This is a genomic window from Terribacillus sp. FSL K6-0262, from assembly GCF_037977385.1.
Lineage (GTDB): Bacteria > Bacillota > Bacilli > Bacillales > Amphibacillaceae > Terribacillus.
On the sequence record NZ_CP150277.1, the window covers coordinates 2,735,270 to 2,750,483 of the forward strand.

The 15,214-nt window shown below is 48.6% G+C and carries 16 protein-coding genes and 1 riboswitch; of the genes, 11 read left to right on the top strand and 5 right to left on the bottom strand.

The genetic code is table 11. The features are described 5' to 3' along the window. Positions 1–24: 24 nt before the first annotated feature. Positions 25–582 (bottom strand): thioredoxin family protein, encoded by a 558-nt coding sequence (locus tag MHI54_RS14005; RefSeq protein WP_095215957.1) that lies wholly within the window; start codon positions 580–582, stop codon positions 25–27. A 111-nt stretch (positions 583–693) separates the two neighbouring features. Between MHI54_RS14005 and MHI54_RS14010 the strand changes: the two genes are divergently transcribed. Next, positions 694–1,752 carry a M20/M25/M40 family metallo-hydrolase gene (locus MHI54_RS14010; protein WP_095215958.1) on the top strand — a complete coding sequence of 353 codons (1,059 nt, stop codon included), beginning with the start codon at positions 694–696 and terminating at the stop codon, positions 1,750–1,752. Positions 1,753–1,809: 57 nt separating this feature from the next. Then, positions 1,810–1,957: riboswitch (FMN riboswitch) on the top strand. Between the two features lie 178 nt (positions 1,958–2,135). After that, entirely contained in the window at positions 2,136–2,714 is a 579-nt protein-coding gene (locus MHI54_RS14015) for an ECF transporter S component (protein WP_095215959.1), read from the top strand. 195 nt (positions 2,715–2,909) lie between these two features. Here the strand turns inward: MHI54_RS14015 and MHI54_RS14020 are convergent, their stop codons facing one another. From MHI54_RS14020 to MHI54_RS14030, 3 genes are all read right to left on the bottom strand, one after another. Next, positions 2,910–3,290 carry a hypothetical protein gene (locus tag MHI54_RS14020; RefSeq protein ID WP_095215960.1) on the bottom strand — a complete coding sequence of 127 codons (381 nt, stop codon included), beginning with the start codon at positions 3,288–3,290 and terminating at the stop codon, positions 2,910–2,912. A gap of 15 nt (positions 3,291–3,305) precedes the next feature. After that, positions 3,306–3,692, bottom strand: a complete 387-nt coding sequence (locus MHI54_RS14025; protein ID WP_095215961.1) for a hotdog fold thioesterase — start codon at positions 3,690–3,692, stop codon at positions 3,306–3,308. A 91-nt stretch (positions 3,693–3,783) separates the two neighbouring features. Further along, positions 3,784–4,731, bottom strand: a complete 948-nt coding sequence (locus MHI54_RS14030; RefSeq protein ID WP_095215962.1) for a 1,4-dihydroxy-2-naphthoate polyprenyltransferase — start codon at positions 4,729–4,731, stop codon at positions 3,784–3,786. A 211-nt stretch (positions 4,732–4,942) separates the two neighbouring features. Between MHI54_RS14030 and MHI54_RS14035 the strand changes: the two genes are divergently transcribed. The 8 genes from MHI54_RS14035 to MHI54_RS14070 all read left to right on the top strand — a co-directional run bounded on the left by MHI54_RS14035 (position 4,943) and on the right by MHI54_RS14070 (position 13,412). After that, entirely contained in the window at positions 4,943–6,298 is a 1,356-nt protein-coding gene (locus MHI54_RS14035) for an isochorismate synthase (protein ID WP_158221532.1), read from the top strand. Next, a complete protein-coding gene (gene menD / locus MHI54_RS14040; RefSeq protein WP_340081919.1) occupies positions 6,295–8,040 on the top strand; it encodes a 2-succinyl-5-enolpyruvyl-6-hydroxy-3-cyclohexene-1-carboxylic-acid synthase in 1,746 nt (581 codons plus the stop codon). Before MHI54_RS14035 ends, menD begins: the two co-directional genes overlap by 4 nt. Next, complete coding sequence (menH, locus tag MHI54_RS14045) at positions 8,033–8,845, top strand: 2-succinyl-6-hydroxy-2,4-cyclohexadiene-1-carboxylate synthase (protein ID WP_340081920.1); 813 nt, start codon at positions 8,033–8,035, stop codon at positions 8,843–8,845. The genes menD and menH overlap by 8 nt, the downstream gene beginning before the upstream one ends. Further along, positions 8,845–9,663, top strand: coding sequence for a 1,4-dihydroxy-2-naphthoyl-CoA synthase (gene menB / locus MHI54_RS14050; RefSeq protein ID WP_095215966.1), 819 nt, complete (start codon positions 8,845–8,847; stop codon positions 9,661–9,663). Before menH ends, menB begins: the two co-directional genes overlap by 1 nt. 70 nt (positions 9,664–9,733) lie before the next feature. Further along, the gene (locus MHI54_RS14055; RefSeq protein WP_340081921.1) at positions 9,734–11,209 is read left to right on the top strand and encodes an o-succinylbenzoate--CoA ligase; all 1,476 of its coding nucleotides are present in this window, start codon (positions 9,734–9,736) and stop codon (positions 11,207–11,209) included. Continuing rightward, a complete protein-coding gene (menC, locus tag MHI54_RS14060) occupies positions 11,206–12,303 on the top strand; it encodes an o-succinylbenzoate synthase (RefSeq protein WP_340081922.1) in 1,098 nt (365 codons plus the stop codon). Before MHI54_RS14055 ends, menC begins: the two co-directional genes overlap by 4 nt. Before the next feature lie 68 nt (positions 12,304–12,371). Next, the gene (locus tag MHI54_RS14065) at positions 12,372–12,539 is read left to right on the top strand and encodes a YqaE/Pmp3 family membrane protein (protein ID WP_233135020.1); all 168 of its coding nucleotides are present in this window, start codon (positions 12,372–12,374) and stop codon (positions 12,537–12,539) included. 123 nt (positions 12,540–12,662) lie between these two features. After that, positions 12,663–13,412, top strand: coding sequence for a SurA N-terminal domain-containing protein (locus MHI54_RS14070; protein ID WP_340081923.1), 750 nt, complete (start codon positions 12,663–12,665; stop codon positions 13,410–13,412). 39 nt (positions 13,413–13,451) lie between these two features. On the opposite strand, the gene MHI54_RS14075 is transcribed toward MHI54_RS14070, so the two are convergent. Continuing rightward, positions 13,452–14,273 carry a DUF6612 family protein gene (locus MHI54_RS14075; protein ID WP_340081924.1) on the bottom strand — a complete coding sequence of 274 codons (822 nt, stop codon included), beginning with the start codon at positions 14,271–14,273 and terminating at the stop codon, positions 13,452–13,454. Positions 14,274–14,673: 400 nt separating this feature from the next. On the opposite strand from MHI54_RS14075, the gene MHI54_RS14080 reads away from it, so the two are divergent. Beyond that, positions 14,674–15,189: a hypothetical protein gene (locus MHI54_RS14080; RefSeq protein ID WP_340081925.1), complete on the top strand. Its 516-nt coding sequence runs from the start codon at positions 14,674–14,676 to the stop codon at positions 15,187–15,189. Positions 15,190–15,214: the final 25 nt, after the last annotated feature.

The following is a 15,214-nucleotide window of genomic DNA, read 5'->3' on the forward strand; positions in this document are numbered from 1 at the left end:
AAAAAACATCCAGATTGGATGTTTTTATGCTTCCTCAAGTCCTCTTTTCATGCTTGCATATACGCACTGCCAGAAATCATGATTGTCCCGATAGGATTTTGTGATGAAGGTGAGCATTTGATCACGTTTTTCCTCATATTCAGGAGCATCCTTATCAGGCAGGCTGTTGAATGATTCATCGATATATACTTGGAGCTCGGGAGCACGCGGACCCCATTTTGCCACTTCATCACCATTTTGATTGATGAAGATGATGATCGGAATGGAACGGCTTTTGCCATTCGTCAAGTATCGGTCCATCAGTTCGAGGTTTTCATCGCGTCGGAGGATGCGGACATCGATTGCGCCTGCCTGAGCGATATGATAAAAGATCGGCAGATTCAGCATGGCATCTCCGCACCAATCTTCTGTCAGCACGATGGCACGAAGCTTTTGGGAACGGAGTGTGCTGAAGAATTCCGTATCAGCTGGAAGCTCATAGTGATCGTAAATATGCATTGTATTTTCTTTATGTGTTTGCATGGAGTCCAGATATGCATCGATATGGATCCCTTTATCAAACCATTCATTCAATGTCGTCATTTGTTTCATCCTTTCTGATGTTTAGTTTACCCGACCAATCGTCCAAACTAAACAAATAAGCTTCTGTTTATGCTACAGTGTAATAAGACTACATAAAAAGGCGGAATGGATATGCAACTAGATAATCAGGATTTTTTGATGGAGCTGCTGCGGACAGCTTCACCGTCCAGCTTTGAGATGGAAATACAGAAAAAATGGATCAAAGAATATGCACCATTTGCGGATGAAATGCGAACAGATGCGTCAGGCAATGCTATCGCAGTCATCAATCCGGAAGCGAAATTCAAAGTGCTGCTTGCCGGGCATTGTGATGAAATCGCGATGGTGGTAACGGGAATCGATGAAAATGGCTTCCTCCGTATTGACGAAATGGGACGTTTTAATGCAAAAGCAGCACTTGGTATGACTGTACAGGTGCTTGGATATGGTAAGACGATACCGGGTGTCGTCGGCGTGAATGCGATGCATCTTGGAGGAATGAAGGGCGATTTCGAGCTGCCGGATCTATATATAGATTGCGGTGCCAAATCCAAGCAGGAAATCGAGCAATATGTGCAGGTCGGGGATTTGATCGTGTATCAGCGTCAGCCGTCTGTATTGATGGATCGTTATTTGACAGGACGGGGACTGGATAACCGTACTGGTTCTTTCATTGTCGGGGAAGTCATCCGCCGGCTTAAGGAAGAGAAGCTGGATGTCGGTGTATATGCAGCCAGTACCGTGAATGAAGAAACGAATATGGGGGGTGCATACTTCGCTGCAGCCGGTATTCAGCCGGATTTGGCGATTGCCTGTGATGTGACGTTCGCTACCGACCATCCAGGAGTGAACCGTCGGAAGGTAGTCGAAGTCAGCTTGGATGGAGGTCCTGTATTGGCCAAGGGAGCGCCGATCAATCGCAAGGCGAATCTCCTGCTGGAGCAAGCAGCGAAAGAGCTCGGCATTCAGCTGCAATACGAATTGACGCCGCGCATCACTGGCACGGACGCAGATAAGATGCGTTATTCGGGCAGGGGTGTATCGACGGCGCTTGTCTCCTTGCCGCTTCGCTATATGCATTCCCCGGTAGAAACAGTCAGCCTGCAGGTCATCCAGCAGGAAATCGATCTCTTGGTAAAATTCCTGACAAACCTATCTGGTGAAGAAAGCCTGAATCCATTGGACCTGTGAGCATAAGGGTTGCAAATGTATGGAAAGCAGGTATAATATAATGACAAACTAAATCGATTCTATCTTCGGGGCAGGGTGCAATTCCCGACCGACGGTGACAGCAGCGGGAGCTGCTGAAGTCCGTGACCCGCAGGACGATTGTTCTGCGGCTGATCCGGTGCAATTCCGGGACCGACAGTGAAAGTCTGGATGGGAGAAGATACGAAGCAGAAGACGGATGCCGTACTGGCCATCCTTGTTTCCATGTGAGAAACGTCTTCTTGCTTATTTGCGTATATGCCAAGCCCCTGAGCGCCATGCTCCGGGGCTTTTTGACGTAAATAAGCTGCTTCCCCTTCATCAAGAGTTAGAATCGATAAACAAGATGAAGGAGGAGAACGATCATGCGTTCATCCAAGTTGACTAAAACAATCACTTTTGCTTTATTGGGAGCGATCAGCATGGTACTTATGCTGCTTAATTTCCCGCTTCCGATTCTGCCGGCTTATTTGAAGATCGACTTCAGTGAAATACCGGTATTGATAGCGGCCTTGCTGTTTTCACCGCTGGCAGGTGTAGCTGTCGAAGCAATCAAGAACTTATTGTATCTTATTTTCACAGGAGCCGGGGATCCGGTAGGTGTCGCAGCCAACTTCCTGGCAGGCATGCTATTCGTCATGCCGGTTGCATACTTCTATCATAAATTCAGGGCAGGCAAAAAAACACTCATCTCCGGATTGGCTACCGGTACTGTTGCCATGGCAGTCGGGATGAGTGTGCTGAATTATTTTGTTGTCCTGCCGCTATATAGCATTTTCTTGGGCTCTCCGGTCATGAGTGCCGATGCGAAGTGGGCAGCGGTCATTGCTGGCATCCTTCCTTTCAACCTTGTGAAAGGCATTGTCATAGCGATTGTCTTTGTTCCGCTATTCGCGAAATTGAAGCCTTGGTTCGCCAAGCGCAAACGAACAGCAGCAGCCTAAAAGCTCCCCCAAAGAGGGGGAGCTTTTACCATGATGTAAAACAGTTATTGCAAAGACCGGCAGTCCGTGCTACAATAACCAAGCGATGAGCTGAATTGCATAAGTCGGTAAAGCACGTCTTTGACACGTGTGGATGTGGCCGCACGGCTTTACACGCCGCAATTAACAAAGGCACCCTGCGAGGGTGCCTTTTTCTTATGGCCTTCTTTCTTCTATTTCTTCCTGTTCCTCCACGAGCAGCCGGGCCGTCGGCTCCGCCTCCAGCCGTTCCTCAGGGATGGGCTTGCCGGATTTTTCGCTCAACCCATAAGTGCCTTCCTCGATGCGATCCAGTGCATCCTCGATGTCACGTAAACGCTCCCGCGCTGATTCTTTGAGCGTTTGTGCTGTCTCGCGATCATGCATCTCCGTCCCGAGATCGCCAGGGTGATTGACAACGGTCGACATTTCGCCGATGGAGTCAGTGGGGAATTCTTTGGCAGCATCATAGCTATCGTTCCCTTTGATCTGTTCTTCTGCTTCTTCCTTCATTGCAAGTAATTGTCTGCGGAAAGACGCCAATTTATCTTTATCCATTTAACTCATCTCCTTTTACTGCCGTTTCGTTTTCACTGCCAGGGTACAGCGTGCGATAGAGAGCAGGTTTTTGTTCTCATCCGAAATGCTGATTTGCCATACCATGGTCGATTTTCCGATATGGATCGGTGCTGCAACAGCGGTCACGATTCCGGATCGGACACTATGCATGTGGTTTGCATTGATCTCCAGACCGAACACGGCCTGTGTGGCTGGGTCTGCATGCAGATTGCCGCCGATGCTTGCTGCTGTTTCAGCCAATGCAACAGTGGCACCTCCGTGCAAAAAACCCATAGGCTGTCGATTATGCGGCCCTACTGGCATTTCCATGACAACTTGATCTTTGTTTGCCTTCACCACCCGCATTTGCAGCTGCTCCATTAAAGTGTTTGAGAAGTCCATGATAGTTACCTGCTTTCTGTATGTAATGTATTTCCCGTACTGGATTGTATTAAACCTATATAAAAGAGCGGGCTGTGTGCCCGCTCTCCGCTCAGAATGAAAATGGTACGAACTGCTGGATCAGCAAAGCGATCACGAGCAAAAGACCATAAATCGTATTTGTTTGTCCTGTAGCCTTCATTGCAGGCATCATCTCAAGCGGTTTTGTCTTTCCGATGAAGCCTCGGTAAGCATCGCGGGCTTTCTTGATACTTAACAATGTAATGACAGCCCAAATCGGAAGCAGTCCCACTGCGATGAATACCGCAGTGATCAAATAACTGATGATGAACCAGATACCAAGGAAGGTAACGCCTTTTTTGCGGCCGAGCAAGACTGGTACAGTCCGTCTGCCATTTGCTTTATCCCCATCGTGATCACGTAAATTATTGGCAAAGTTGATGCATGCAATAAAGATGGTGACCGGTATGCTGATCAATACGACACTGCCGGTAAGTGTATCCGTCTGGATATAGTACGTAATACAGATGATGATGGCACCCATGAAAACACCGGATGTCAATTCGCCGAATGGTGTATAGGAAATCGGATAAGGACCGCCTGTGTATAGGTATCCGCAAAGCATGCATGCGAGACCGATCAATGCGATATACCAGCTGGACTCCATGCAGATATAAACACCCAGCAGCATGCTGATGGCATAAAATGTCAACGCAAGTGCCAGGACGGTTTTCGGCTTGATTCCATCCCGTACGATTGTACCGCCGATTCCGACAGACTGCTCATCATCAAGTCCGCGGACAAAATCATAATATTCATTGAACATATTCGTCGCACACTGGATCAGGATGCAGGCAAGCAGCATGGCTCCAAAAAGCAGCCAGTCGATTTTGCCATCCAATGCAGCGAGCGCCGTTCCGATGAAGACAGGAACGAACGAAGCAGTCAATGTATGAGGACGCATCAGACGCCACCAGATTTGGAAGCCTTCGCGCTCATTAAGTGCTTGTCGCACATTATCGTTTCCGATCGATTGCATAATACTTTCTCTCCTTAAAAATGCAGGGCATTATATCATATTAATTTTAGGGAAACAAAGATAGCCTGTCAATGTTATTACTTACTTAAAATAAGTTAATAAGTGCTCCTCCTTGTTAATCGGCGAAAAAGGGAATAGAATAGGGAAGGACATCCAAAATGAACGTATACGTACTTAAATTGTCCTTGCCGTAATGTGGAGGTCGGAAAACATGATTCAACAATATAAGATAGATTTCGAATCTTTTCTTCGTAAAGCTGCCGAGAAGCGGCAGCAGCAAATACTGGTCAGCTGGACTGAGAAAGTCGGAGCGATAGATCCTCTCCGTTTCTTTGCCAATGCCGCTTCTTTGGAGGGGCATCGTAATTTCTGGCACAGCCAAAAAGATGACTTCTGCTTGGTTGGTGCCGGCCCGACAGTGATGGATATGCGCGCAGCCGATGAATGGGAGCATGCCATGGAAAGTGCAGTAGTTCACAATCTTTCTTCGGAAGCAGGGACAGGTCCGGTCGCTTTCAGCGGAATCAACTTTCAAAAAGAGCGAAAGCGCGAATTGTGGCAGGATTTCCCGGATGCGCAATATCGTATACCTGCTTTTACTTTGACCAAAACGAAGACGGATTATTATCTAACCATCAACCAGCTGGTAGATGGTTCGACTATAGAGAGCCGAATAACGGCTATCCTTGATCAATTGGAGCAGCTGTTTGCAGAAGATGCCATTCCAGCTGTCCGAAAAGAGCTTGTCAGCAAAGAGCTGCTGGAACCGGAAGCTTGGAAGCGGTTAGTAAAAGAAGCAACGGACACAATAAAATCGACTGAACTGGATAAAGTCGTGCTGGCACGCGGGATGAAATTGGAATTCAATGAGAAAGTCCAGGCATCTCATGTGCTCCGTAATTTGCTGGAAACACAAAAGGATAGTTTCATTTTTGCAGTGGAAAATGGCGCAGCTTGCTTCCTGGGAGCCACCCCTGAACGTCTTGTGCGGGTCCAGTCCGGCACATTGCATACTAGCTGTGTTGCCGGAACTGCGCCAAGAGGCAAAGACGAGTCGGAAGATCAGCTGATAGGGGAAGCTTTGCTGAACGATAGCAAGAATCGCGAAGAGCATCAATACGTCGTGAAGATGATTTCTGGTGTGATAAGTAAATATGCGAAAGATTTGCGCCTTCCTACCGGGCCGGAGTTATTGAAGCTCAGACAGCTCCAGCACTTGCATACACCTGTTTCTGCCAGGCTCCTTCCGGGGGCATCCTTGCAGCAGATCGTCCAGGAACTGCATCCGACTCCCGCTTTGGGGGGCCTTCCTAAGCGGGAAGCGCTTGATTTCATCGAAGGGAAAGAACCGCTCGAGCGAGGCTGGTACGGTGCACCGATCGGCTGGATGGACAGCTATCGCAATGGGGATACTGCCGTTGCCATCCGTTCGGGATTACTGAATGAGAAGCAGGCTGTTTTATTTGCGGGCTGCGGTGTCGTGAAGGATTCCGATCCGGAGATGGAATTCGAGGAAACTGCTATTAAGTTCCGTCCGATGCTGGAAGCTTTGGAGGTGTCAGAATGAGCCATATTGAAACATTGACCAAATATGTCGGGCATTTTGTGGATGCCCTTTGGCGCAGCGGTGTGGAGCAGGTCGTCATTTCACCGGGATCGCGTTCCACTCCGCTTGCCCTTTTGATGACGGAGCACCCCCATATGAAACACTGGGTGAATCTGGACGAGCGTTCTGCAGCATTTTTTGCACTTGGACTGGCGAAGGAAAGCCAAAAGCCGGTGGCGCTCGTCTGTACGTCCGGAACCGCGGCAGCCAATTACATGCCTGCGGTCGTTGAAGCTTTTCATAGTCGTATTCCCTTGATTTTATTGACCGCGGACAGACCGCATGAATTACGCGATGTAGGCGCGCCGCAGGCAATCAATCAGATTCAAATGTACGGCGGTTTCGTCAAGTGGTTCCATGAGATGATGCTGCCGGAAGCTAATCCGGCTGCGCTGCGATATGTACAGCAGCAAGCAGGCAGGGCAATGCAGCAGGCGATGGAGGGGAATCCAGGACCGGTGCATCTGAATTTTCCGTTCCGTGAGCCGCTTACCCCCGATTTTACAGTGGAAGACATATGGTCCACTGGAGAAGTGGCAGCCAAGCCATCATTATATGGTACGTCCCGCTTAGATGAGGCGGATGTACAGCATCTTGCGGAAATGCTCATGGCTGGTCGAAGGGGCTTGATCGTAGTCGGCCCTCAAGAGGATGCGGCACTTGCTGATGCAGTCATTCCATTAGCGGAGAAATGGCAGCTCCCAGTACTGGCGGATCCATTATCGCAATTGAGAAGCGGGGCACATGCCAAGGATGTCATCATCGAAACATATGATACAATCCTTAAATCAGCTTCCGTACGTGCGAAGCTGCAGCCGGATTTCATCATCCGATTCGGTGCGATGCCAGTATCCAAGCCGTACTTATTCCTGATGAAGGAATATAAGGGCAGCAACCATATCGTTGTCGAGAAACATGCCGGTTACCGTGAGCCTGTTGGGATGAATACACAGTTCGTATACAGCGATCCTGTGAAACTGTGCGAAGCATTGGCAGAGCTGCCTGGTCCCAAGCATGAAACGTGGCTTGTCAAATGGCAGGAAATGAACCGCATCGCGCGGCAGGTGCTGACTGATGACACAGAAAAGATGGAGCTGACAGAGGGGATAGCCGTACAGGACATTCTCAAGCAAACTCCTGATGATAGTAATGTGTTTGTTGGGAATAGCATGCCTATCCGTGATTTGGATAGCTTTTTCTTCACCACGGACAAGCACATCCAGCCATGGTGCAACCGCGGGACAAATGGGATCGATGGGGTTGTTTCCACAGCATTGGGTGTTGCGGCAAATGGTAAACGCACCACTCTCGTGATCGGGGACCTTTCTTTCTATCATGATATGAATGGGCTGATGGCAGGGCGGAATTACGGCCTTGACTTGACCGTTGTCGTCATCAATAACAACGGCGGAGGCATTTTCTCCTTCCTGCCGCAGGCGCAGGAAGCTGCTCATTTCGAGACGCTATTCGGCACACCGACTGACTTGGACTTCGCCCATGCGGCAGGTCTCTATCAGCTGCCATATACACTGGCGGCTGATCGGTCAGCCTTTGCCGATGCTTTACAGGAAAGCTACAATAAAAAAGGCATGCATATCATCGAAGTGCGTACCGAACGGGAGGCCAATGTCAGCTGGCACCGCGAGAAATGGCAGGAAGCCGAACAAAAGCTTTTGAACTACCTGGAGGACTGCCATGCTTGATTTCCACTACGTTGAACGCGGAAGTGCACAAGATGAGGCACTCTTGTTATTACACGGCTTCACTGGCACGCATCAGACATGGATGCCATTCTTGGATTCGTGGGCTGGGGAACATCATGTGATAGCGGTGGATATGCCGGGCCATGGTAAAACGCCCATCGAGGATGACTTGAGTATGGAGCGCTTCACCGATGAGATTGCTGCTTTTCTTGATTTGCAAGGTATTGCAAAAGTCAAGCTGCTCGGTTATTCAATGGGAGGCAGGGCGGCACTTGCCTTTGCCTGCCGTTATCCGGATAAGCTGAGCGGGCTTCTGTTGGAAAGCTCCTCCCCCGGTTTGCGGACCGCGGAAGAAAGATTGGCAAGGCAGCAGCAGGATGAGCGCCTGGCCAGTCGGCTGGAGGAGGATGGACTTGAGAAGTTTGTGGATTTCTGGGAGGATATCCGGTTGTTCGAGACACAGAAAAGCTTGCCGGAGCCGATGCGGAAGCAAATCCGGAAAGAACGGCTGTCCCAGCAAGCAAGCGGTTTGGCTGCATCCCTCCGAACGATGGGGACAGGCAAGCAAACCTCCAATTGGGACAAACTTGCCCAATTGGATAAGCCAGTGGTACTTGTCGCTGGAGCATTGGATCATAAATTCGTCGGTATCAATCAGGACATGGAAAGACAGCTGCCGGCAGCGGCTTTGCATATCGTTGCAGCGGCAGGTCATTGCGTCCATGTTGAACAACCGCGGATCTTTGATAAAATAGTAAGGAGATACTTGCTTCATGTCGAAGCGGATATATTGGAGGAATCATAATGACAATCAAATGGGAATCCACCCGTACGTACGAAGATATTTTGTACGAAGAATACAATCAGATCGCAAAGATTTCGATCAACCGTCCGGAGGTGCGCAATGCATTCCGCCCGCAGACGGTGAATGAACTGATCGATGCGTTTACATACGCTCGTGACGACTCTAATATCGGCGTCATCGTACTTGCCGGTGTGGGCGATAAAGCATTCTGTTCCGGCGGTGACCAGAAAGTTCGCGGTCATGGCGGCTATGTTGGGGATGATCAAATCCCTCGCTTGAATGTCCTTGATTTGCAGCGTCTGATCCGTGTCATCCCGAAACCGGTCGTTGCCGAAGTTTCCGGTTACGCAATCGGCGGCGGACATGTGCTTCATGTAGTCTGTGACTTGACGATTGCTGCAGATAACGCAATCTTCGGTCAAACCGGACCTCGCGTAGGAAGCTTCGACGCTGGATATGGTGCCGGTCTTCTTGCGCGCAATATCGGCCAGAAGAAAGCTCGCGAAATCTGGTTCCTATGCCGCCAATACAATGCACAGGAAGCATTGGAAATGGGCTTGGTCAACACAGTCGTTCCATTGGATCAGCTTGAAGCGGAAACAGTCAAATGGTGTGAAGAGATGCTGGCCATGTCTCCTACAGCATTGCGCTTCCTGAAGGCTTCATTAAACGCAGATACGGATGGACTTGCTGGTTTGCAGCAAATGGGTGGAGACGCAACATTGCTCTACTATACAACGGATGAAGCGAAGGAAGGCCGTGACGCGTTCAAGGAAAAACGCTCCCCTGACTTCAAGAAATTCCCGCGTTTCCCTTAATAAACGATATCCAGAACCTTTGCAGCATATTGCAAAGGTTCTTCTTTATGACAGAAAGGAGTGGAGGAATATGTCAGAAATCATCCCGCATTGGCTGCAGAAGCAGGCATCACTCAGTCCCGGGAAACTTGCTTTGGAAACACCGGAAGGAACAAAAATGACATTCGGGGAGCTGCACCAAGCTGTGGATGCCAATGCCAGGAAGCTTGCTTCTTTGGGTGTACGAAAAGGTTCCCGTGTCGCTGTACTTTCTCATAACAGTGTCGAGATGGTGGTGCTCGTCCATGCACTCAGCTACATCGGGGCTACGTTGATCCTGCTCAATACAAGACTGACAGCTGCTGAATGGTCGTTCCAGCTGCAGGATAGTGAAGCGGAATTATTGCTTGCGGCTGCCAAATATGAAAAACAGGCTGAGGCCGCTGGTGTCCCTCTGCAGACGATTGAATTGCTGCAAGAGCAGCCGGCAAAGGAATATACATGCTGCACAGAGCTTCATTTGGATGAGGTCTTCAGCATCATCTATACCTCCGGGACAACAGGAAATCCAAAAGGTGTCGAGCATACATATGGCAACCATTGGTGGAGCGCCATCGGATCTGCTTTGAATCTTGGGCTTTCCCAGGATGACAAATGGCTGTCCCCGCTGCCGATGTTCCATGTCGGCGGCCTATCAAGCATTTTCAAAAGTGCGATTTATGGGATGCCGCTGTATGTGACACAGGGCTTCGATGAAGAAATCGTCCAGACAGCGATCATGGAGCACGGTGTCACGATCGTATCGGTTGTCACTGTGATGCTTCAGCGTCTTTTGCGCCTGCAGGAGGAAGATGGTATAACCTATCCGAAGACTTTCCGGTGCATGCTGTTGGGAGGAGGACCGGCGCCGCTTCATGTGCTGGAGGAAGCAAAAAGGCGGTCCATTCCTGTGTTCCAGTCCTATGGCATGACCGAAACTGCTTCCCAGATCGTGACGCTGAGCCCTGAAGACAGCATTCGTAAGCTGGGATCTGCAGGAAAAGCACTCGTGCCGGCCCAGCTGCGAATCATTTCTGAATCAGGCTTGGCCAAGCCGGATGAAGCTGGGGAAATCCAGGTGAAGGGCCCGATGATCACGAAAGGGTATTATCGGAACCAGGAAGCGACCGAGGCTGCTTTCCAGGAGGGGTGGCTTTCAACGGGAGATATCGGCTATACGGATGAAGAGGGCTATTTGTATGTGCTTGATCGCAGGAAAGATCTGATCATCTCGGGCGGCGAAAATATTTATCCTGCTGAGGTGGAAGGTGTTTTGACCAGCCATCCCGCTATCGCTGAGGCTGCGGTCATCGGCCAGGCCGACCCGCAGTGGGGAGCCGTGCCTGTTGCGTTCCTTGTCAAGAATGAGGAGGTCGGCATCGAAGATTTACAGGCATATTGCCGGGCAAGATTAGCCCGCTATAAAATCCCGAAACAGTGGAAGTGGGTCGACGAACTTCCGCGGAATGCGAGCAATAAACTGATGCGCTATAAGCTCCAGCAAAAGCTTGATGAGGGCGGTGTATGATGGAATTAAGAGGCTATCGTTTATTCCGCTACACCCTGCCGCTTAAACAGCCCTTCACGACACATGCTGGTGTCCTGCATGAAAGAGAAGGGATCATCGTCGAGCTGCAGGATACCGATGGACATTTGGGATATGGCGAAGGAGTCGCTTTTGCAGCGCCTTTTTATACCAGTGAAACAGTGGCGTCAAGCTGGGTGCTGCTCCAGCAGTCGCTGCTTCCGCTCCTGTTTGCCAAAAAACCGACCCACCCGACAGAGGTCCCTGAGCTGTTTTCGTCCATCGTCGGCAATCAAATGGCCAAAGCTGCTGTGGAAGGAGCGGTATGGGATTTATATGCCAAGCAGCAAAATAAGAGTCTGGCTTCCTGCATAGGCGGTACGAGAACAAAAGCGAAGGCCGGTGCTGTCATCAGTCTGTCGGATGACCTCAAGCAGACGATTGCGATGATTCGCAGCCAAGGCTTTGAACGTGTCAAACTGAAAGTATCAAAATATAACGAACGGCAGATGCTTGAACAGGTCAAACAAATCGATCCGGATCTTCCGCTCATGATTGATGGTAATGGCATGTATGGTGAACAGGACCTTTCCCTGCTGGCTGATCTGGACAGTCTGAATCTGCAAATGATTGAACAGCCATTTCCGGCTGGGGATATTGTACTGCATCAAAGGCTGCAAGAGCGGGTGCAGACCCCTATCTGCCTGGATGAAACAGTGGAAGGCTGGCACGATGCCTGGCAGGCTCTGGAGCTTGGGGCATGCCGGACCATCAATATCAAAATCGGCAGGGTTGGCGGTTTGACCGCTGCAATCCGTATCCATGACTTGTGCCGGCAAGCTGGACTGCCTGTCTGGTGCGGAGGCATGGTGGAAACAGGTATTTCGAAAGCACATAATCTGGCGCTTGCCTCCTTGCCAGGTTTCTCGATACCTGGTGACTTATCTGGTTCTGACAGATACTTTGAGCGCGATTTGCTGCAAGAGCCCCTGCAGGTAGAGGGAGGGGCCATGCAAATCCCGGAAAAACCGGGTATCGGGGTAGAGGTGGATCTGGAGTTCCTCCAGCATGTATCCAAGGAGGTAAAGAAGGGCTAACAGGTGTCAAATCGGATGGATATGGGTAATTCTAAAGTGATGAGCTAAAAGGAGGGATACCTATGTTCATGTACCTGTTGGCGATTCTTCTGCCGCCTGTAGCCGTACTATTCACCGGTAAACCATTCAAAGCACTACTGAATCTGGTACTGACATTGATATTTTTCGTTCCGGGAGCCGTGCATGCCGCCCTGGTCGTGAAGGATCATAAAGACCGCAAAAAACGATTTGCTTAAGAAAGGCGCCCTCCCCGGGGCGTCTTTCTCTTACTTTTCTACTAAAATGACGTGGTATACTTGTGTAGACTGTTGATAGATGTTACATTCGTAACCATATACCAAGAGAGGGGTTTCTATTTTATGAAACGTTTGATGACCCTATGCTTCATGCTGGTACTGGCTATGGTATTGGCTGCATGCGGGAATGACGAGGATTCTGCATCCGATTCTTCCGATGCTGAACGGGAACAGGCACAAAAGCAAGCGGAGGAAATGCAGAAGAAGATGGAGGAGCAGCAAGTAGATCCGGACGAGACAGTCGCGACTGTCAATGGTACCGAGATCAAGGGTGAGGAATATAATTCACTCCTATCCTCTGCTCAGCAGCAAGCGCAAGCAAGCGGCACAGATCCGACAACGGATGACGCTGCTAAAGAACTGAAGGATCAAGTTTTGAAAAGTCTTGTAGGAAATGAACTGCTGCTGCAGGAGGCAGAAAATAAAAACTACGAGGTTTCTGATAAAGAAGTGGATGAGGAATTGAAATCCGCCAAAGACCAGTTTGAAGATGAAGATAAATTCAAGGAAGCATTGAAAGCTACCGGTTCAACAGAAGAGGAGTACAAGCAGCAGCTGAAAGAAGGCTTGCTGGTGACGAAATATGTCGATAAAGAGCTGTCACCGAAAGAAGTGACCGAAGATGATATGAAGACATATTATGAAGAGATGGAAAAGCAGGCAAAAGAAAGCAATCAGGAGGACAGCCTGCCGAAATACGATGACATCAAGGATCAGCTGAAAGCGACCATGGAGCAGCAGAACCTTCAGACAGTCATGCTTGAAAAAGTGGATGAGCTAGAGAAAGATGCGAATGTAAAATATAATATTTAAGAAGAAGAGGCACCAGGGATATCCTGGTGCCTCTCGTGTTCAATAAGTCACAGCTGCCTGATCGGAGATATCCGTTGCATTTTCGGCTTCGGACGGAATTTCGATGCCATCCGCTGCATTATAATTATCATAATTCATATCCACCACAGCATTGACTGTTGCTTCTTCACCAGCATCCTCCATATTCATGACCATATCCAATTTGATATTCTTCGGATAATCAGTCTCTTTATCGATGGAGATTGTGTAGTTGAATTTATCGAAGGTGAAGTTACCCAAGCTCTCCAGGCTTTCGCCTGCTGCGCCCATCTGCTCTTCCATGAAGCTCATCATTTTATCTTCGGCTACTTTGACATCAAGTACATATTCTGTGTCTGTTTCAGAGACTTTGATGCTATCAGCCAAATCCTTCACCTGCTGGATCTGCTCATCCAAAGGCTGTGCCACTTGATCGGTTTCAAGGGAGGCGCCGATTTCTGATTCGGCGTCCATTTTCAGCCACATATCAGATGCTGGTTCATACATATAAATCATATTATCCTTGATATACATGTCGAACTGTTCTCCCATGGATTCCATGCTGAGCTTAGAGGACAATGGATCCATCACGATGGTTCCGTTTGCCTTCGTCGTCATGGTTTGATCCAGGCCGGATGCTTTCACGTCCATATCCATTGACATATCCATATCATAGCTATTCAAATCTTCATTGGCTTCGGCTGTGCTTTGCAGGATTTCTTCAGGTGTCGGTCCTTTCTTCTCCTTGCTTTCTGCATCGGTAGAAGCACTGTCTGTACCGCACCCAGTCAGAAATAATACCAGTGCCAATACGACCCAGCCAAGATGTCTTATTGCTTTCATCCAATCCCTCCAAAAATAATTTGCTCTCAAAAAGTAACGGACTCAATCACTTTATTTCTGTGTAGGTATGTCTTATTACAAATCATTTCACAAATTAGTCCGCCCTGGAAAGCTTACCAAAGTTTAACGGGTTTTACAGCGATTTGTTTCACATTTTTTTACAAAAAGCAACAATTGAGGAGAAATTCCTACATTTTCTTATATATATAAGCTGAAGGGGATAAAGAATGCCTAGAGGAATATGTGTAAACTTTACTAGTCACTCCAAACTTTTCGGAGGAGTTCTTCATTCGGTGCAGAAACTTGTAAGCAGCGTTCTTCATCAACCGGCTGATTTATAGTGTTTCAAAAAAGGAAAGATGAGGAATACCTATAATACGACTATAAAGGAGGACTAATTATGCTCCAGACAACATGGAAAAAAGCATTAGCTGCCATCATCATGCTTCTAGTCCCATTTACATTCACGCTATCATACCAATCAGATAATATAACCGCAGTGACAGCTGAAAAAAGCAAGGCTGCTGTGCAGCAGGAGCTGCATAAAGAGCAGATCGAACAGCTGACATCTGCTTTCATGGCTAAAATTACGCAAGACATTGATACTAATTACAAGGTCCTGAACCATGATACAAAAGAAGAATTGCTGAAAAGCTTCGATGAAGTAGCCACAAGGGATGTGAGTCAGCCGATCGTCGACTTTTATTTCACGGAAGAAGCGGACGGATTGTATATCGTCCCTACCGAAACACCTGCATGGTTCAATCCGGATAATTCATACAAAGTGGAAACAGACTCCGATAATTATGTTACAATTACACAAAGCAATACCGATGATTTGCACGGTAACTATACAATCGAAATCAAATTCTTGTATGACGGAGGCTGGAAGATCGCAGCAGTCAAATACTTGTAGGTTTGATGTGAAGAAGAAGGCAGTG